We start from the raw sequence: 19,087 nt of genomic DNA, 5'->3' as shown, positions 1-19,087 counted from the left end.
AGATAGAATTTCAATTTAGTAGAAATTTAGAATTTATTTCGCAATGATCTATCAATTTTGATCATTTTTATTTCTTGCCATACGACAAGTGTAAGCTCTTTTAAAACGTGTAATTTTATTCTAAATCAGATGTTTAATATAAAAATCAAAACGAAATGGATACACCGAAATCATTAAAATTGGAAATCATCATTCCTGCTTATCGAATGCACAGTCAAATTTTTTTGAATGCGTTGGACGGCATTTCGGAAGAGGATGCATTAAAACGAATTGATAGCCAGACCAACCATATCGTATGGATGGCGGGTAATTTTGTGAATGTGCGCTATGCAATGGCACATGTGCTTGGCCTTCAGGAAAACGATCCATACCATGATCTGTTTTTTATGGGAAAGACACTCGATGAAAGTTATCACTATCCCAGTGTGCAGGAATTAAAAGAAAATTTTAAAGCGATATCACCAAAGGTCTATGCTGCCTTGCTTCAAGTGGATGATGCGAAGCTGGCTGAAATCTTTACGATCAATATGAATATTCCTTTTATTGAGGAGAATAAATTGAATTTTATTGGCATGTGTGTCGGGAGGGAAGATTATCTTGCCGGACAGATTGCCTTGATGCGAAGATTACTGCACTATCCGGGTATGAAATATGACGTTGACGAAGAGATCAAGTATTAAAAATTAAACTCAAGATCGATCTCGATTGATACGCTCGATCTTGAGTTTGCTATGCATTAACACCATCGTATAGCTTGCATGAGCTGAAAGGTTAATGCGGTAAGTATACCCGAAGATAAGAACTATTCACTACCTTTTATCGTTAAGATAACACCCGAATATGTATCGTGGTCTTTGCCGATATAAAGCAGGTCAACTTTTTTTGTCGCAGCATCCTGAAGCTGCTTTTTCAATAGATTAAAATCCATTTTTTCAGTTTTTTCCTGCCACTCGTCGGTCGATTGAGGCTTGAATGAAGCGATATTCTTCATGTCAAAGAGTGCCGAGGAGGTATCGAGCTGCTTTGACCGATGTATAAAAACCGTATCCCCTATGATTTTATCGATCTTGATCCAACCTGCTGGAAGTCCGTCTATGCTGTTGCCTTCCTGATCGGTAAAAAATGTTGCACCATACAGTTGGCCGGCTTTTAATTGCTTCAACTGATCAATCATTTGGCCAACCTCTTTTTCCCGCTGTTGATTTCCCAATTTATTCTTGACGCCATAAATGACTGCCCAGATTAGAATTGCCGCAGCGACAATTAGGAATCCCTTCCATAACTGGAAATAGGGGATGCTATACTGACTTTTGAACGATTTGATCTCCGCTTTTAATTCATCTGAATAATTGCGTGCGTGAATCAATTTACCATGCTCGTCATACAGTCTGGAAAGTTTGACAAATCCGCCACCGAAAGGTAAGCCAATAAACCGCCGGGCTGGGGTAATAATCTGTAAGGTGAAGGTTCTTGGCGCGTTTTCTTTTTTTAATGTTGTTGTAACACTTTTTTCTGCTAATACAAAGTCGTAGATACTGTAAATAAAAAACATAGTCTGTTGTGATTTTAATAAAAAACTGGCGGAAGGATCCTGGGCCAATTGGACTTCATGAGAAATGAAGCTTGAAAGCAAAAATAAAAGAAATAAATAAAAATGTACAAAAAAGAGCCAAGCATTGCCGTAAAATAGCGATTTTTGAAGATCAGCGAGCTGGACTTCACATTGACGAATGTACCTTTTGCGAGCTGCTAATAATATAAACCGAAATGTGCCTTAAAAAATATGAGGAACTTAAAATTGAGCTTTATTTTGATCTGTGTAACAAGTATGGTTATGGGACAAAAAATTGATAAGTCAAAATTGGATAACAGCATTGCAGGCTATTACAACGAACAGACTGCGCCAGGCGTCGCTTGCGTCATTAGTCAACATGGTACTGTTGTTTATCGCCATGCCATTGGGCAGGCTGATTTGACCGAAAAACGTGCGATTACAGCCAGTTCGCATTTTCGTTTGGCCTCTGTGAGCAAGCAAATAACTGCGCAGGCGATCTATGCTTTAGTGCTTCAAAAGCGTTTAAAACTGGAGGATCAATTGTCCCTTTTTTTTGAAGATCTCCCCATTGCGTTGAAAGATATTACGGTGGACCAACTTCTGCAACATACATCCGGAATCTGGGACTATGAAGAGCTTATACCGAAAGAAAGGAAAGATCAGGTATCGGATAAGGATGTGCTGATGTATATCCGGCAGACCGATCGTTTATATTTCCCTTCGGGGAGTCAATTCCGTTATAGCAATACGGGATATTGTCTCTTATCGCTGATTGTTGAGCAAGTTGCGAAAAAATCCTTTGCTTCATTTGTTAAAAGTCAATTGTTTGAACCTATCGGCATTACCAAGGGAATGGTTTATACAGCCGGTGATACGGTGGAGGAGCGAGCATATGGTTATCATCCGGACAAAGGTTCCTATCTGTTTGCCGATCAGAGTGTGACCAGTGCGACACAGGGTGATGGTGGTATTTACTTATCTGCCGATGAGTATCATACATGGGCGAATTTTTTGATAAAAGACAGGTTACAACAGCCGGAACTAAAACAATTGTTAGCCCAAAATGCGATGCCGATAAAGGATGGAATAGCCTATCATTTGGGATGGTTTATACAGCATCTTGGCGGTAATACAATCTTGTTTCATTCGGGTGAATCTACCGGATTTCACAATATGGTCTATATGGACGTTCAGAAAGATCTGGTGATTTCATTTTTTAGTAACCGCGATGATTTTAGGATCGGTGAAGCCTTCGACGCCATACTGAAAACAATGGGCATCAGTAAACCGGTATTGAATGAACAGCATCGCTCAACTTTTGCATGGCTGAATGCTGTTTATGCCAATTAGCAGTAGCGTCCATGTCCCATCCGTTAATCGCAGGCACTATAACGGACGTTAGAACCAACAAATCGCCCCAGTATGTTGGGACGATTTGTTGCTTATGGCCGACTTACTTTAAAAAGTCAGGCGATTGATAAGTGGGGTTGGGGTAGGTATAGAACCCCTCTCCAGTAGCGACGCCTAATTTGTTTTTGTCTATAAAATGTTCTTTTAGATAGGCCACTGTTTTAATCTTTACAGGGTCATTTGTTGCCTCAGCACTCATTTTGTTGATACTATACGCTGTCGTGATTCCTACAATATCGAGTATCCCAAAGGGGCCAGTTGGAGCTCCGGTGGCAACCATCCAGGTTTTGTCGATTGTCTCTGCATCAGCTACTTCGTTGACCAAAAGATCCGTTGCTGCGGAAAGTAAGGGAACAAGCAAGGAGTTTACAATATAACCAGGCTGTTCTTTATGCAGCGGGAGTGCAACCATGCCAATCGATTTTGCAAAATTTACAACCTGCTCAAATACCGCTTTGTCTGTACCCGGATGGCCCATAATTTCGGCCGTATTGTGCTTCCAGATTTCGTTGGCAAAGTGCAATGCCAAGAACTTCTCGGGGCGGCCGGTTTCTTGTGCAAATTGACTTGGTAGCAAGGTTGAGGAGTTTGTGGCAAAAATGGTTTTCTCCGGTGCGACTTTGGCCAGCTCTTGGTAGAAGCCAATTTTAATAGCGGGATTTTCGGGAACGGCTTCGATCAGAAGATCTGCTTTTGCTACAGCCGATGCAAGATCTGAACTATAGCTGAGTCTATCGAAAGTCGCAGCCAGTTGTTCTTTACTCGCCTGTAGATCTTTCTCGAATGCCTGCGCTAAAATATCAAATTTTGCGGCAGCTTTTTTTAATACATCGTCGCTGATGTCATACACGGTGACATGATAGCCATGAAAGGCTGTTTGGAAAGCGATTTGATAACCTAAAACGCCACTTCCAGCTATCGTTATATTTTTAAAGTCCATGATGTTATTGTTTTTTCAATTCGTAAAAACCTGCACCACGGAGCCATGGCGCAGGTTGTAATCCTTATCCTTTAATTCCTTTTAACCAATCTTTGAATTTGGTGATCTGTTCAGTCAAGAACGATTCATGTTCTTCCTGTTCCTCTGAACCGATCGGTAAGATATGTTCGAAGTAAGTACCTTTAAGTACTTTGCGCAGCAAACCTTCACCCACAAACGGTTTGTCATCGTTTAATGTTTTGGCCGCTTTTAAAAGATGGCGGATATCATATTGTAACGGATTGATATCCGGAACCTGTTTGTTTAAATTTAACAGTTCGTACACGGCAATCCGTGCGGTACGTACCGAGCTTTCCATCGTAAAGACCACATCATTGTTGGTTTCAACAAACTGACCGATTAAGCCCAGGTTTTTACATCCCTCAGGTACCACTCTCGGACGGTCACCCTTTGCTCTTGGCATAAACATAGAGGTAATGTAGGGCATAAATGTCGTACGTACAATCGTATTGTTGATGACATCGTCCAGTTGATCGATAATGCCCAAATGGTAACATAGTTCAGCCAGAATCTCATCTCCGGTACATTGTGGCATTGGCTTTTTGATGTAATTTCCTTCTTTATCCATAAATAAAGCATATACCCACAAGACAAGAACATCATCCGGTTGGCCGGGGAAATGGGGTTGTCTATTACAGGTGAAACTCATCAGCCAATCGGAGTCGGTAATGGTAATAATACCGCCCGTAACGGTTTTTCCAGAATAAGGGTCATTAACCGAATATTCTTTGAGTTTTTCGACCAACGCCGAAGGTCTACAGGTAAGGGTTGCAGATTCCCAGGCCGATTTTTCGATGTTACTGCAGAACTTTTCGGGTTTACCGAATATGGCTGATTTCGCGGCGAGATTTTTCCAGAGTTTCCAGCCTGCACTCTGACCGCTGCTGCTGTTGTCGATACCGATGATCGGCGCATTTTTGTTATCCCCGTAGAAAGTGTCTTCTGTCATTGATCCGGTGGTCACAATGACGAAATCTTCTTTTCCGACCGGTATTTTCACTTCTTTGCCATCTTGTTCTGTAATCAGGGCTTCCACAACTTTTCCATCGGTATTGCTTTGGATATCCAGGTCTTTGACTAACACATTGAATCGAATGTTTACACCTTTGCTTTGGAGTACTTTGCGCAAAGGGGTCACAAAGGTATCGTACTGGTTGTATTTTGGGAATACAAGTGATGAAAGATCGTTCAATCCGTCTATCGCATGCAAAAAACGGTGCATGTACAATTTCAGCTCAAGTAAACTATGCCAGTTTTCGAAAGCAAACATGGTCCGCCAGAAAGTCCAGAAATTGCTGGATAAAAATGACTCGCTGAAGTAATCTTCGATGGTTAGATCATCTAAATCTTCTTTATTTTTGAGCAGCAATCGAATGATGGCCAGCTGATCTAGCTTACCTAGGCCAAACTTACTGAAATCTTTTATCTCACCCAGTTTATGAATAAGCCTTGCTTTGGAATAGTTGGAGTCGTTGTCATTAATCAAACGGTACTCATCCAGGACACTGTAGGGTGCAGGCATCTCCAATGCAGGAATGTCCTGAAACATGTCCCAAAGATTTTCGTAGGTCATATCCATTTCCCGGCCCCCACGGATGACATAGCCGTCGGTTGCATTCCCGGCGCCATCTAACGAGCCGCCTTCCACATGGAGCTGTTCAAGGAAGGTGATGTTTTCAGCAGGAACATGGCCATCGCGGATAAAATAGTAGGCCGCAGACATCCCTGCTATACCACTTCCGACGATGTAGATTTTACTGTCTTTATATGATTTTGGTGGAATACCTTTATTACGTTGATAGTTTCCGATCTGATCAGAAAAGGGCATCGATTTTTTCGGCGTATTACGTTGTTGTTCTTTGCTTGAATCAGGTTCATGATTTACATTTCCATATTCAGCAGATGCATTTAATACTTTGTCGAATTTTGAGGTGATTTCTTTCATGATTCTTATGTTTTTTAATTCTTGAGTAAAGTTACTAAGACCACCGTAATCATTTGTGCCCTCAAATTCGCTATTGTTCTACCGAATTTCCTCTATCTACATATTTTGTCGCTTTCGGTATTCAGATGGCGATAAGGTGGCGTATTTTTTGAAAAAACGACCAAATGCAGAGATGGAATTAAATCCGATTTCATAAGAAATTTCTGAGATTGTCTTTTCGGGATTCCCGAGCAGCACATAGGCTTCTTTAAGTACATGCTCATCAATAATTTCATGTGGCGTTTTACCTGATGCTCTTTTAACAACCTGAATAAGGTATTTGTTTGAAATAAATAACTGGTCGGCGTAATATTGTACCTCTTTGTATTGATTGCTATGTCGCTGCACCAGGTCTGTAAACTTATAGAATAGGTTGTTGGTCTCTTGCCCACTTTCCGTTGTATTGTGGTCTTTAGAGGCCAATTCGTCGGCGATTTCTAATAGTAGATTAAAGATAATCGTGCGGATAATATCTGCTGTAAAATGCGTTGTCCTTAAGGTAACTTCTTTAAGGTAGTCTATTAATTTTAATAGCTTGTCAATTTGTTTGTCTTGGTAGCTGACAATGGTAAAGGTCGAATTTTTGAAAAGCCCCAGTTGCTCAATAAAGAATGGATTGACAATATGTTTAAGCAGGAACGCTTTGTCAAAAAAGAGTAGCTTCATTCTAAAGTCGGGACTGACCTGCGAAAAGCGGATAATTGTTGTTGGGGCGGATACGAGGATATGATTTGTCGAGATATGGTATTCCTGATTGTCTACCTGAATATCAATATCGCCCGCCGTACAGATACAGATGGCATAATAATCAATACGAAAAGCATTGCTTGGGTATTCAAAAATTGGATTTCCGGAAGAAATATAATATGGGCGGTGGCAATTTACGCCAAAGAATGATAAGGTATCTTGAAGACTTTCGTGTGTATTGTAAGTTGTTTTTACCTTAAACTTCATTGACTTTTTGTTCGGTTTGGGCATATACAGTTCCTATTGTTTTTAATATTCGAATGGGTTTTGTTTATTCGGATGCTGTACGTTTGAGCAGCAGTTTTTCTGTGGCAATATCGTCTTCTATCCCAACGAAGAAACTTTTGAATCCGAATTTGCTCAGTAGTCGTCTTGATGCGGTGTTATCGGGATCAATAATACCAATCACATCTTTATCTGGATTTAATGTTGTGGCAAGGGCTAGCATCGACTCGCAAATCTGTGTTCCCAGCCCCTTTCCCCAATGTTCTTTGCGGAGCAAATAACCAATTTCGAATACTGTTGGATCTTTTTTATAGTTAACCAGTTTGCAGTCCCCCAAAAGTCTTTGTGTATCGGCTTCAATGACTTTAAAGTAGCCTAAATCTGGATCCTGGTTGATCGCGAGAATCGAATCGAATTTTCTGCGGGCCTGTTCTTCAGTTAATCCTTTGCCGGTAATATATTTCATGACATCATCCGCTTTCACTAGGTCGTGGAAAGCATCAAAATCTTCCAATAGGTATTTTTCAAATCTTAACGTATTGTGCATGGCTAATGTGTTTATTTACAAGATAAGGTTGTTTTCTCTTAAATCAAATTATCGGAACTTAAATCATCATCTTTCTGTCTTATTTAACTTTTTCATGATTTTAGTTCTCCAATTTAACTTACATTGCCTTTCTGTAAAGCGGACGGGAAGTTTTTATAAGAATGCTTTTCTGCTGCGATACCGCGTAAACATTTTTTTAGAGCGAGATAATAGTTATGGAAATAAGAGCGGCAAGCGAAGCTGATTATGCAGCAATTCTGCACATTTGGGAAAATTCGGTTCGGGCGACACATGATTTTTTGAAGGAGGAGGATCTTCAGTTATATAAGAGGCTGATCCCAACCGAGTATTTACCACAATTAAAGGTATATGTCATAGATGACAACGGACAGCCTACAGCTTTTTTCGCTGTCTCCGACGATAATCTGGAAATGTTATTTGTAGATTCAGCATACAGAGGGAAAGGTCTCGGGACTGTGGCACTCCAGCATGTGCTGGATAAGCTCCAGGTGTATAAAGTTGATGTCAATGAGCAAAACCAGCAGGCGGTTGATTTTTATCTGAAAAAAGGATATCAGCTCATCGGACGCTCACCTGTAGATGGTATGGGGAAATCCTATCCGATTTTGCATTTACATCACGAGAGCGCTATTAATGGATCGAAATAATTTTAATAAAATGAAATAACTCATGATACAAGGTTTATACGAAACGCATATTCAGGTGCGGGATTTAGCTAAGTCTGTCGCATTTTATACGGAGGTACTGGGATTACATGTGGCACATCGTGATCCGACACGTCCCATTGTTTTTCTATGGATTGGAACCGGAAAAGACTATATGTTGGGCCTGTGGCAGGAAGAAACAAACTTTCAACCCAGACATTTTGCTTTTAGCGCAAATAAAGCGGATATATTAAATTATGCCGTGGATTATCTGAAAAAACGGGATCTGACACCCTACAATTTTTTAAAAGATGGTATCGAAGCACCGATGGTCTTTGCATGGATGCCTGCATTGGCCATATACTTTAATGATCCGGATGGCAACCAATTGGAGTTTATCGCAGTTTTGGAAGGGGAGGGTAGGCCCGAATTGGGCGTGCTTTCTTATGCCGATTGGATCGATCGTACAACATAATAAGTCGCGAAAGGGCGACTTATTATGCTGATTTCCACTCTTCGGCAAGGATAGCAAAGACCACATCATCTTCCCATTGACCGTTATGGAAATAGCTTTTTACAAAATGAGCTTCCTGACGAAATCCCAGACTTGTTAAGAGCTGCCTGGATGCCTTGTTTTCTGGAGCTACCGAGGCCGTGATCCGATGTTTATGATACTGACGGAACAGGGCCTCTATAACTGTTTTCAGTCCTTCTTTGGCATATCCCTGTTGCTGGAATTCTTTTTTTATCGTACAGCCCAATTCCACCTGCAGGTGTTCAGTACCAAAAAAATGAACGCCAATATCGCCGATTACAGCCTTTGCTATTTTGTCGGTCATAACGAGCTGAAACCAGGACTCTGGAAGATTGAACGTGTTTGGGTTTTTTGCTATAAATTCATCGACTTCTGCTAAAGAGTCTGGAATCCAGCCCTGGTATTTATTGGTTTCTTTATCTGAACGATACCCGAATATTGCCCGACTGTCTTCCGGCATGATGGGCCGAATCGCTAATCTTTCTGAATCAATGCGCATGGTTTAACGTTTTGAAAATCTGGCTATCGCTTCTTCACGCGTACCTACAAAATTGATTTTTTTTGATTTATTGCTTTCGTAGATAAAATCGTTTAAACTTTTGCTGTTGTATTTGGAGAAATCGCCAACGATGGCAATGTCAAAGCCATACTGCGTATATTTTTGAAGAATTTCACCGGCAAGTTTTGTTTTAAGTTCGAAGAAGTCATCCGTGATGTTCTCTTGATAAATAATTGCTTTGTACGCTTCTTGCGCGCCACAGTCGACCATAATCTGTAGACCATCATCGAGATTATGGATAAAGACGCCTGAACCTTTAACTTCAGCAATGTTTTCGTCACCTAGCTGAATAATAGTGATTTCCATTTTTTTATTGTGTCGTTTGAAAAATAAATTTGTGGGACCAGATTCCATGATCCATTGCACTTCGTTGGGATATGCTGTTGAAAATGATCCGAGATAGCGGATAAATAGGTTTTAACCTGCAAATTCTTTCAGCATATTGATTGTTGGACAGAAGAACAGGGAGCCGGTATGTGCTGTACTAAAGTCTAGTATTCTATCGTAATTTCCTTCGGGTTCACCAATAAACATTCTGTTCAGCATCAATTGTACGGTACTGAATGTGCTGGCGTAAGCGATAAAGTAGGTTCCCATTTCATTTGTTGCGATTTGCCCAAAAGGCATATTGTCGCGAACAATCTTTAAATCGTCACCGACATTGGCCAAGGCCGAATGAGAATTGGCCGGTTTTTCATCGTCGCCCATCTCAATATCGTTTGCTTTGCTTCTGCCGATGACCTTTTCCTGATCGGCGACGGGTAAAGAACGCCAGGCATTCATGTCATGAATATATTTTTGTACAAATAAATAGCTTCCACCCTTATAGGCTGCATCCTCATCACCTACGATACCAAAGAAAGCACGATCCTCACCAAGGGGATTTTCCGTTCCGTCGACGAAGCCCAAGATACTTCGCCCATCCCAATATCTGAACCCATGAACTTCCTCCTTGCAATCCGCAACGGGACTTAATATGGCTGCTATTTCGGTCGCCATGTCAATGCAATAGCTTTTTTCATAAGCGCGAATATGGAAATGTACATCGCCGGGGGTAGCCACAGCAACATGTTTTTGACCAATGATAGGTTCGAAAGGAACCAATTCCTTTGGCATAGGTTCGTTGAGTTCCAGCTTTTTCCACGCATGGTGGCTAATGCCCAATACCACGCTGGCCTTCACGAGATTTGAACGTACCTGCGCCGAATTGTTGAGATTGACAACCAATGCACATAAGCGTTGGAAGACATCCTTGACGATCCCATTTTCGTGGAAATTCCATACCATAAACACCGTATTGTTGCTCGGTGTATCGATGACATTTTGGGCCTGATGATCCATAAGATAAGTTGTTGTGTGTTGTACAGCCTTGCTAAGCTACAAATAAAATCGGTTTTAGCGATAGACTTTTTGATTACTCGAATGCGGTTTGTTAATATAGTTTGACGATTTCATCAATAACTAAATCCGGTTCATCGTAAAAGACATGATGCTCCGCATTTTCGGCTAAAATATAACGTCTATTGCTTTTTTGATCAGCAAATTTTTTAAGGGCAGCAATAAATAAACTGCGATCGGGTTCTTCAAAAGGTGATTTTCCTGAGCCAATGACAGTCATAGGGACATTGATTTTTTCAGCAACCTCATGTAAAACAGCCGTTGACGCTTCGTAGTTTAAAACGAGGTGATAGAACCCTAAGCTTTCTTTTTTGATGTGATCAAGCTCACTGGCATATTCTCTCTTCAATGATTTGGATCGCTCCATAGTCATGAAATAAGGGGAGACAATATCGATCATTACGGTGCCGACAACCTGTCCGGGATTGGTCGTTATAAATTTCATCGTATAGTTACCACCGAAGGAGTGGGCAACAAAAAAGTACCGATCACGATAGCCCAATTGCTGCAAGGCAGTTTTAAGATCCTTTACTTCATTTGTCAAGCTAATGTTAACGGTGTCTATTTTACTTTTTCCAAAGCCCGCCCGGTCATAAGTAATTAACGGTGCACCCAATTTGCTGGACAGGGGTTCCAATAGCTTTCTCCAAACGGAAGCATCATTTCCCGCTCCAGATTCAAAGACAATGGGGATACCATTTCCCTCCATTAAAGTAAAATGAAGGTTGTGGTTACCTACATTGATCATGGTATCCCTGAGCTGTGCTTTTACGGCCAGCCCGGGGAGTGTCAGTAGGAGGAAAACGGATAAAAGGAGATTATACTTTAGCCCGTACATCGTTCATTTTAAGTGTCATGCTTTTCGCTTCTGTTTCGATCCATTGGCAGTATTCGGCGATAGCCTGTAAGCGAAGTTCGTCCGAGATATACCCTTCCGTAACCATTTGTCGCGACTGGGCGACTTTGTTCCAGATGGCCAGATTGGTATCAAAGTTAGCTTCTCCTTTTTTGTAGGTCTGATCGGCATTGATAACCTGAACCGAATGGAAACCTGCTTTCTGAAGCAGTGCATCTACCTCATCAGCAACACGATTGTTCATCCCTGCATCTGCTCTCCATTGCAGGAAAGTACGGTAAAATGTGCGCATGCTTTCTGGCGGAGCGGGGTTCCATTCAATGGCGGTATGATTGTAGTCTAAAATAGAGATTTGTCCGCCGGGTTTTAACCAAGATTTAAATAAGCCTAATGCTCTGGGAATATCACTTAACCATTGCATGGTGCGCGCCGTTATAATCAGGTCGAACGGATGTGGAGGCTGATAATCAAAAATATTGCTGCAGACCAGGCTCAGATTTTTGGTGTTGCCATATAGTTCATTGCCACTATCTATAAAAGACTGTGTATTATCGAGCCCGATTATGGTTCCGTCACCGATATAAGTCGCGACCTCATTCGTGAGTGTTCCGGTACCACAGCCCACATCCAAGATTTCCATGCCAGGAGACAGTAAGGGAATAATCGTTCTATAATCGGAGGATAGTGTCCTTCTTTCAAATATCTTATTGGCCTGTTGATCTTTTCTGTCGATAAATTTCTCTTTCATTGAATTGGGTTTAGTTGACTGTAAATATAGCTTTTGCCTTCCGGTTAAAAAAACTTCTATTCGTTTAATCGTTTTTGTCGCGCTAATCTGACCAACAGTTGAGAATATTCCTTGCTTTGTTTATGATTACGATCAATCGAATACCATATTCTCCATTAAGAAGGATATAATGATCATTTTCTATTTTATAGCAACAGCGATACTTTGCGATTAATACCCTAATTAGGAAATTATTTTATGTCGGTTCGCTGTTTTTTTAATAATAGTTTTTTATATTGCTATACAACAGCACTCGTGCTGTGTAATTACACTAAGATATCCTGATATTATGCGAAAAGTATTTAAAGTTCTCCTGCTAATGTATTGTGCTGTTTTTCTTTCAGCCTGTTCTTCCAACTATCTCATGACGTTCAATGGGGAGAACGTAAAAAAAGACGAAGACAAGGGAACGTTTTCATTTAAAAATGATACGGTACAGATTGATTATTCCTTCGCCGACAGAGATGGTCGAATTTACCTTCGGATAGAAAATAAAATCGATAAACCGATCTTATGGGATCTTAAGAGTTCGGCCATGGTTATTAATGGTAAAACGCAAAGCTATTCTGCTGAACAAGCTTCTTTTAATGGAAAGATGAATGCTTCGGTTTCCGATATAAACGCCAGTAAATCCACTATATTTAACGAAACTTGGGTGAACGGTTATATCACGGGGTCGGTAAGTTTGCCTAAAGATGTCGTACTTATCCCACCGCATGCCTATGTGGATGGGCATTATTTTGATTTTAAAAACGATGTTAAATCCATTGTACGATCATCCCAAAAAGAAAAAGTGTATATGTATGATATGAGTGGCGAAAGTTTTGCGGTAAAACTTGCCCGATTTGAAGGTGCTGATTCACCTTACAGTTTACGTAGCTATTTGACTTATTCGATTTTAGAAGATGGTAAAGCTATTGTTAAAACTACGGAGCAAAAATTTTATGCAGTCCAGCTTTGGCAGACCGGTGCAGTAGCACTTAATAATATTCTAGAACTGTATAATAAGCGCGGAGACGTGCTGGCTGTTAAGGAAAAAAAAGGACAGGAGGCTATGATCGTTGGGGGTGCTTTGGCATTAACTGCAGCGGCCGCAGCAATCGACCCGAAAGCAACTGAATAGTACCCAAAGCCATCTACTACTGCTGTAGCTTATGCTCGTCTAAGCTGTGCCGGATTAAATCATGCCGGTTACAGCTTAGACAAACAATAAGTCCGAATTATTGTTTAAGATATTAGATCCTTTTGTCCTCAAAGGCAAAAAAGCTGTATCACTTATTAAAAAAATCTATACATATGAAGTATCTTGCACAATTTATGTTGATCGTCTTTCTTTTTGTTGCTAAAGAAGGTCGATCCTGTACACGCGTTGTTTATAAAGGACCTAATCAGACCGTTATCACAGCTAGAAGTATGGACTGGAGAGACGATATCGCGGCCAATTTATGGGTATTTCCGCGCGGCGTAGCAAGAAGCGGGGAGGTAGGGCCGCAGTCATTGCAGTGGACTTCACAATATGGTAGTGTTGTTTCCAGTGCGTGGGACATTGCTACGGTCGATGGTTTAAATGAAAAGGGATTAGTGGCCAATGTACTCTGGCTTGTCGAATCTACTTATCCTAAATTTGATCCAGCTGGACCAAAAAAAGGTCTTGCAATCTCGGCTTGGGCCCAATATGTTTTGGATAATTTTGCGACCGTCAATGAAGCCGTATCTGCCTTAAAGGATGAACCATTTGTGATTGTAAGTGATTATATCCCGGGCACTACCAAATTTACGACGGTGCATTTATCGCTTTCAGATGCCACAGGCGATAACGCTATATTTGAATACATCAACGGGAAATTGGTTATTCATCACGATGCGGCTTATACCGTCATGACAAATTCTCCTGTCTTCGAAGATCAACTTGCGCTAAACAGGTATTGGCAGGGAATTCCGGGAACTATTATGCTTCCGGGAACAAACCGCGCTGCTGATCGTTTTGTGAGGGCTTCTTATTACATTAATGCGATTCCGCAGACAGATGATTTGCGGCTTTCTGTTGCGAGCGTTTTCAGTGTGATCAGAAACTGTTCGGTTCCATTTGGAATAAGTTCCGAAACGGAGCCCAATATTTCCTCTACGCGGTGGCGATCTGTAGCTGATCAGAAGAATAAAGTCTATTATTTTGAGAATGTATTGGTTCCGGGAACGTTGTGGGTGGATCTGGCTAAATTTGATTTAAAGAAAGGTGCTCCAACGATGAAGTTGGATATGAAGCAAGGGATGGCAATAAATGGCATTTCAAATACGCTGTTTAAGGCTGCCCAACCCTTTAAATTTATGGGTATTTAAATTAGAACGGGCTTGTCCAAAAAGATTGGACAAGCCCGTTTTTATGCGATTTTATAGCGATCTTAGTTGACTGAGGTTCCGTCTATAATCTCTTCATCCGCTTTGCTGACCAATTTAGTATCTTGTTTTACGTCACCAAATATTTCAATCTGACCATCGATGCTGCGCCCTTTCTGTACGGGGATGCGTTGGGTTTTGCCAGCAACGACAGCAATCACAAAGCTTCCTTCGCCCGAAGTAAATACCGCTGATTTTGGCACAACGAAAGTACTGTCTTGCGATGTTAAAGGTAATTCGACCTCTGCGACCATGCCGGGCAATAGCTTGTTGTCGGTATTGTTAATATCAATTTCTACCCGTTCGGATCTTAATCTACTGTCCAAGGCACCCGATTTGCGTGCGATCTTACCGGAGAAGGTTTGTCCAGGCAATGATTTGACGGTAAATTGCAAGGGCTGGTTTTCAGCTAGAAAACCCGAATATTGTTCCGGAACAGCAACGGCTAACCGGAGTTTACGTTGTTGTTGAATGGTCATGATGGGCATTTCCGAACCACGGCCAGCTGGACCAACATAGGCACCTTGATTGACATTTCTTGTTGCGATGACACCGTCGAAGGGTGCTCTGATTTCCAAATAATTCAAGAGGTTTTGTACTTCTGCATAGGCTGATTTAGCGGCTTGGTACTGGGCAAAATCAGCATTCTTTTTTGACTCAGCAACCTCAAGATCGAGTCTAGCCACAGTTCCTTCCACCTTGCTGGTTTCGAAGAGTCTATCGTAAGTGCTCTTTGTAGCCATATAAACTGCTTCTTGCGATTTGAGCCGCGATTTTGCAGCAGATAGCTGTGAACTCAATTCGGGAGCTTCCAAGACAGCCAACAACTGGCCTGCATGCACTTTACTGCCGATGTCCACATTGAGGCTTTTGACATAGCTGCTGACCTTGGCGTAAATTTCGACCTGCTGGAATCCCGTGATTTCCCCAGGGATCTGCATTTTATTGGTTAATTTCTGTTTAGAAGGTACAAATGTCTCCATTGCCGGAGCTGCAGCTTCGGGACTTTCTTTTTTGACATTTTCCTCGGCTGCCGAATGGCATCCTGTTAAGGATGCGATCAGGCCGGCGATAGATAATATTTTGAACAAATTATTTTTCATATTTTATAGATTATACTGCTTTTACGATAAAGGTTTTAATGCGGCAATATAGTGTTTACTTTCTTTGTCTTCAGGATCTAATGAGATCGATTGTGTACTGCTTTTTTCTTGCGCCCAAGCAAATATGAGCGGTAAGATGACGAGTACGGCAAATGTTGAAAATAGTAATCCGCCAATGACGGCTCTACCGAGTGGTGAAACTTGTTCACCACCTTCGCCATGGCCAATAGCCATAGGGAGCATGCCTACAATCATGGCCAAACTGGTCATGATAATGGGTCTAAGCCGTAAGGATGCTGCCTCACGAGCTGCAGCCAGCGCATCTCCATGATGCCGACGGATATGTTCGGCATTGGTGATGAGTAGAACAGCGTTCGCAATGGATACACCCACCGACATGATAATCCCCATGTAGGATTGTAAGTTGAGGGTAGATCCGGTTAACAACAATAGAAGTAATGACCCCAGCACCACCGCAGGAACTGTGGTGAGTACAACCATAGAAACTTTGAACGATTGGAAATTGGCTGATAGCATCAGGAATATAACGATAATGGCTACAGCCAAACCAGATTCAAGGCTGCTCATGGTTTCTTCCAATACTTTTCCGAGGCCTATTTGCTCCATGGATAATCCACGCGGGAGTTCACCAAGGGCTTTGATACTACGTTTTACATCTTTGGAGGCTGTTTTCAAATCGGTATGATCAATATTTGCTGTAACTGATACATAGGGCATCGCGCCCAAATTGTCATTTTCTCCATAAGTGAAGGACGGTGTGATGGTTGCAACGTCGCTCAGTATTGGTCGCGCCGAATTTTTCAATAAAGGGATTTCACCGATTTCTTTCTCATCTTTCATTTTATCGATGGGAACCTGAACTTGGACATTATATGAGAGTCCTGCTTTTTCATCGATCCAGGTGTTTTTTTCGGTATAACGCGAAGATGAGGTGGATGCGATAAGCGATCGTGTCACTTCGCTGAGATCGATACCCAATTGTGCAGCTCTAATGCGATCTATTTTAATATCGTACGAAGGATATTTAATGGATTGTGCTAATTGTACATCTCTAAAGTAAGGGATGGCTTTTAGTTTCTCGATCAATTTTCCGGCGTACTTCTCGTTGTTCTTTTTGTTTTTTCCTGCTATCCGAACTTCAATAGGGGTAGGCGACCCCTGGCTTAATACTTTATCCGTAAGTTCGATCGGTTCAAAGGATACCTGTACATCGGGAACTGCTGCTTTCAGGCGTTTTCGGTATTCATCACGGAAACTGTCCATATCATGATGGTAGTCTTTCAGTGCTATTTGGAAAACAGCTTCATGTGGACCGGCCATGAAAAGATAGATCGGCGATACTGAAAACTGCCCGGGGTGCTGACCGATATAGACAGAAGATATGCTGATATGTTCTTTGCCAACCAGTTTTTCCAGTTCGGCCAGCGCCAGTTTTGCTTTTTCTTCGGTGCGTTCGATACGTGTACCTTCAGCGGCACGAAGGCGCATTTGAAACTGGCTGGAGTTGACTTTCGGAAATACATCCTGGCCTATCGTGGAAAGTAAAATGACAACAAGACTTAGCGCTCCAAGCAGATAGATCACCGTAATGGTTTTCTTTCTTTTGAACAAGCGATCGATCATTTTCATGAATCTGTTTCTGAACCGTTCAAAAATACTGATCTTTCCATCGTTGTTAAAGTCGTCACGTTCCACCAATAGTTTCTTCTGATTCAAGGTATCCTGTTCGGATTCTACGGTCAGTCCAGATGCTGCAAACTGGGCTTCATCTGCATTTAAACCCTCGGATTTGGTCGCATGTGGAGCCTTATGGGCATGATCTTTCATAAACCAGTTTGCCATGATGGGAACGAATGTCTGCGAAAGAAGAAAGGATACGATCATCGAAAATCCAATGGACAGGGCCAAGGGAAGAAATAGCGAGCCCGGAATTCCCGTCATGGTAAATGCAGGTGCAAATACGGCTAATATACAGAGCAGGATCAATAATTTTGGTAAGGCGATCTCCTTACAGGCATCCCAGATAGCCAAGGCTTTGGGTTTACCCATATCCAGATGCTGGTGTATATTCTCGATCGTTACCGTACTTTCGTCGACCAAGATACCAATAGCCAGGGCTAGTCCGCTGAGGGACATGAGGTTGATGGTCTGCCCGAAGAGTTTCAGAAAGAGCACTCCGGATATCACGGATATCGGTATGGTCAGGATAACGATCAGCGCGGCTCTTCGATCACCTAAAAATAGGAGCACCATAAGTCCGGTCAGGATAGCTCCGATGGCACCTTCGGTAATCAAACTCTTTACCGAATTGATGACATAAACGGATTGATCAAATTCATACGATAACTTGACGTCGTCGGGCAAATTCTCCTGAATTTTTGGTAAAGCTGCTTTTAAGTTCTGGACGACTTCCCATGTGGAGGCATCGCCAGCTTTGGCAATACTGACGTATACGGAGCGCTTGCCGTTGACCAAGGCGTAGCCTGCAGTAACATCAGCTCCGTCCTTTACCGTAGCGATATCTCCAAGGTAAAGATTTTGTACACCACCTTTAAATAGCGGGATTTTTTCAAAATCTTTGACCTCTTTAATGGTATTATTGGTCGGCGTAATGTAGTTTTTATCCTGAATGCGTACGTTTCCTGCCGGGGCAGTTTGATTGTTCAGTCGTAGCGCTTCTACGACTTGGTCGGGTGTCATATTGTGGCTACGCATTAAATCGGGATCAACGTTGACCTCAATTGTGCGTGGACTTCCCCCAAAAGGAGGTGGGGACAATAAGCCGGGGATTGATGTAAATGATGCCCTGACATAGACGTTGGCCAGATCTTGCAGTTCATTATTGGATCGTTTGCTACTGCTCAATACCAGTTGACCTACAGGAAGCGACGAGGCATCAAAGCGAATGATGAACGGCGGTTGTGAGCCTGGAGGAAAGGAGGCCTGGATCCGATTGGCCAGGGCACTTAGCTCGGCCGCAGCCTGTGCCATGTTGGTGTCTTCGTAATACGATACTTTCATTAAGGTCAGACCTTGAATATTCTTGGTCTCAATAGACTTGACCCCATTGGCAAAAAGAAGGATATTAACGTAGTTTTTAGCAAAATAAGATTCCATTTGATCCGGCGAATAGCCACCAAATGGATGGGCAATATAAATAACCGGAAGGTTCATTTTTGGCAGGATATCCACCTTGATCGATCGAACGGCACCTATGCCAAAGACAATAAGTCCCAATACGAGTACGAGGATGGATATCGGCTTGCGTAAGGCAAAACGTATTAAATTCATGTAATGTTAT

Annotated in this window: 18 protein-coding genes; 6 read left to right on the top strand and 12 right to left on the bottom strand. The window is 41.9% G+C overall.

From position 1 onward, the window contains the following. The first annotated feature begins 155 nt into the window (after positions 1 to 155). Positions 156 to 680 (top strand): DinB family protein, encoded by a 525-nt coding sequence (locus B3P16_RS07785; RefSeq protein ID WP_286842248.1) that lies wholly within the window; start codon positions 156 to 158, stop codon positions 678 to 680. 122 nt (positions 681 to 802) lie between these two features. On the opposite strand, the gene B3P16_RS07780 is transcribed toward B3P16_RS07785, so the two are convergent. Further along, entirely contained in the window at positions 803 to 1,552 is a 750-nt protein-coding gene (locus B3P16_RS07780) for a hypothetical protein (protein ID WP_286753317.1), read from the bottom strand. Positions 1,553 to 1,783: 231 nt separating this feature from the next. Between B3P16_RS07780 and B3P16_RS07775 the strand changes: the two genes are divergently transcribed. Next, positions 1,784 to 2,905 (top strand): serine hydrolase domain-containing protein, encoded by a 1,122-nt coding sequence (locus B3P16_RS07775; protein ID WP_286842245.1) that lies wholly within the window; start codon positions 1,784 to 1,786, stop codon positions 2,903 to 2,905. A gap of 103 nt (positions 2,906 to 3,008) precedes the next feature. Here B3P16_RS07775 and B3P16_RS07770 read toward each other — a convergent pair whose 3' ends face one another. The 4 genes from B3P16_RS07770 to B3P16_RS07755 form a co-directional block, all read right to left on the bottom strand. Continuing rightward, entirely contained in the window at positions 3,009 to 3,905 is an 897-nt protein-coding gene (locus B3P16_RS07770) for a 3-hydroxyacyl-CoA dehydrogenase (RefSeq protein WP_286842243.1), read from the bottom strand. A gap of 64 nt (positions 3,906 to 3,969) precedes the next feature. Then, complete coding sequence (locus B3P16_RS07765; protein ID WP_286753321.1) at positions 3,970 to 5,910, bottom strand: oleate hydratase; 1,941 nt, start codon at positions 5,908 to 5,910, stop codon at positions 3,970 to 3,972. 96 nt (positions 5,911 to 6,006) lie between these two features. After that, entirely contained in the window at positions 6,007 to 6,903 is an 897-nt protein-coding gene (locus tag B3P16_RS07760; protein ID WP_286842241.1) for a helix-turn-helix domain-containing protein, read from the bottom strand. Positions 6,904 to 6,967: 64 nt separating this feature from the next. Next, complete coding sequence (locus tag B3P16_RS07755) at positions 6,968 to 7,468, bottom strand: GNAT family N-acetyltransferase (RefSeq protein WP_286753323.1); 501 nt, start codon at positions 7,466 to 7,468, stop codon at positions 6,968 to 6,970. Positions 7,469 to 7,683: 215 nt separating this feature from the next. Between B3P16_RS07755 and B3P16_RS07750 the strand changes: the two genes are divergently transcribed. Next, on the top strand, positions 7,684 to 8,136 hold the full coding sequence (locus tag B3P16_RS07750) for a GNAT family N-acetyltransferase (RefSeq protein WP_286753324.1): 453 nt from the start codon (positions 7,684 to 7,686) through the stop codon (positions 8,134 to 8,136). Positions 8,137 to 8,158: 22 nt separating this feature from the next. Beyond that, on the top strand, positions 8,159 to 8,608 hold the full coding sequence (locus B3P16_RS07745) for a VOC family protein (RefSeq protein ID WP_286842239.1): 450 nt from the start codon (positions 8,159 to 8,161) through the stop codon (positions 8,606 to 8,608). Between the two features lie 22 nt (positions 8,609 to 8,630). Here the strand turns inward: B3P16_RS07745 and B3P16_RS07740 are convergent, their stop codons facing one another. The 5 genes from B3P16_RS07740 to B3P16_RS07720 all read right to left on the bottom strand — a co-directional run bounded on the left by B3P16_RS07740 (position 8,631) and on the right by B3P16_RS07720 (position 12,229). Next, on the bottom strand, positions 8,631 to 9,167 hold the full coding sequence (locus B3P16_RS07740; RefSeq protein ID WP_286842236.1) for a GNAT family N-acetyltransferase: 537 nt from the start codon (positions 9,165 to 9,167) through the stop codon (positions 8,631 to 8,633). A 3-nt stretch (positions 9,168 to 9,170) separates the two neighbouring features. After that, positions 9,171 to 9,533: a DUF4180 domain-containing protein gene (locus tag B3P16_RS07735; RefSeq protein WP_046675035.1), complete on the bottom strand. Its 363-nt coding sequence runs from the start codon at positions 9,531 to 9,533 to the stop codon at positions 9,171 to 9,173. Positions 9,534 to 9,644: 111 nt separating this feature from the next. Next, complete coding sequence (locus tag B3P16_RS07730) at positions 9,645 to 10,568, bottom strand: Dyp-type peroxidase (RefSeq protein WP_286842234.1); 924 nt, start codon at positions 10,566 to 10,568, stop codon at positions 9,645 to 9,647. A gap of 91 nt (positions 10,569 to 10,659) precedes the next feature. Next, positions 10,660 to 11,463, bottom strand: coding sequence for an alpha/beta fold hydrolase (locus B3P16_RS07725; RefSeq protein WP_286842231.1), 804 nt, complete (start codon positions 11,461 to 11,463; stop codon positions 10,660 to 10,662). Next, positions 11,444 to 12,229 (bottom strand): methyltransferase domain-containing protein, encoded by a 786-nt coding sequence (locus B3P16_RS07720; RefSeq protein WP_286842228.1) that lies wholly within the window; start codon positions 12,227 to 12,229, stop codon positions 11,444 to 11,446. Before B3P16_RS07720 ends, B3P16_RS07725 begins: the two co-directional genes overlap by 20 nt. A gap of 328 nt (positions 12,230 to 12,557) precedes the next feature. On the opposite strand from B3P16_RS07720, the gene B3P16_RS07715 reads away from it, so the two are divergent. Together B3P16_RS07715 and B3P16_RS07710 are read left to right on the top strand one after the other, a co-directional pair. Beyond that, positions 12,558 to 13,391 (top strand): hypothetical protein, encoded by an 834-nt coding sequence (locus B3P16_RS07715; protein WP_286842226.1) that lies wholly within the window; start codon positions 12,558 to 12,560, stop codon positions 13,389 to 13,391. A gap of 173 nt (positions 13,392 to 13,564) precedes the next feature. Further along, the gene (locus B3P16_RS07710; RefSeq protein WP_286842224.1) at positions 13,565 to 14,605 is read left to right on the top strand and encodes a linear amide C-N hydrolase; all 1,041 of its coding nucleotides are present in this window, start codon (positions 13,565 to 13,567) and stop codon (positions 14,603 to 14,605) included. A gap of 62 nt (positions 14,606 to 14,667) precedes the next feature. Here the strand turns inward: B3P16_RS07710 and B3P16_RS07705 are convergent, their stop codons facing one another. Continuing rightward, on the bottom strand, positions 14,668 to 15,765 hold the full coding sequence (locus B3P16_RS07705) for an efflux RND transporter periplasmic adaptor subunit (protein ID WP_286842222.1): 1,098 nt from the start codon (positions 15,763 to 15,765) through the stop codon (positions 14,668 to 14,670). A 21-nt stretch (positions 15,766 to 15,786) separates the two neighbouring features. Beyond that, entirely contained in the window at positions 15,787 to 19,077 is a 3,291-nt protein-coding gene (locus B3P16_RS07700) for an efflux RND transporter permease subunit (protein WP_286842220.1), read from the bottom strand. Between the last annotated feature and the right edge of the window lie 10 nt (positions 19,078 to 19,087).

Origin of the sequence: Sphingobacterium sp. UBA7631, assembly GCF_002483935.1 — a bacterium.
Classification (GTDB): Bacteria; Bacteroidota; Bacteroidia; order Sphingobacteriales; family Sphingobacteriaceae; genus Sphingobacterium; species Sphingobacterium multivorum.
The sequence above is the reverse complement of the archived record's forward strand: the minus strand, read 5'-3'. Positions and strand labels throughout refer to the sequence as shown.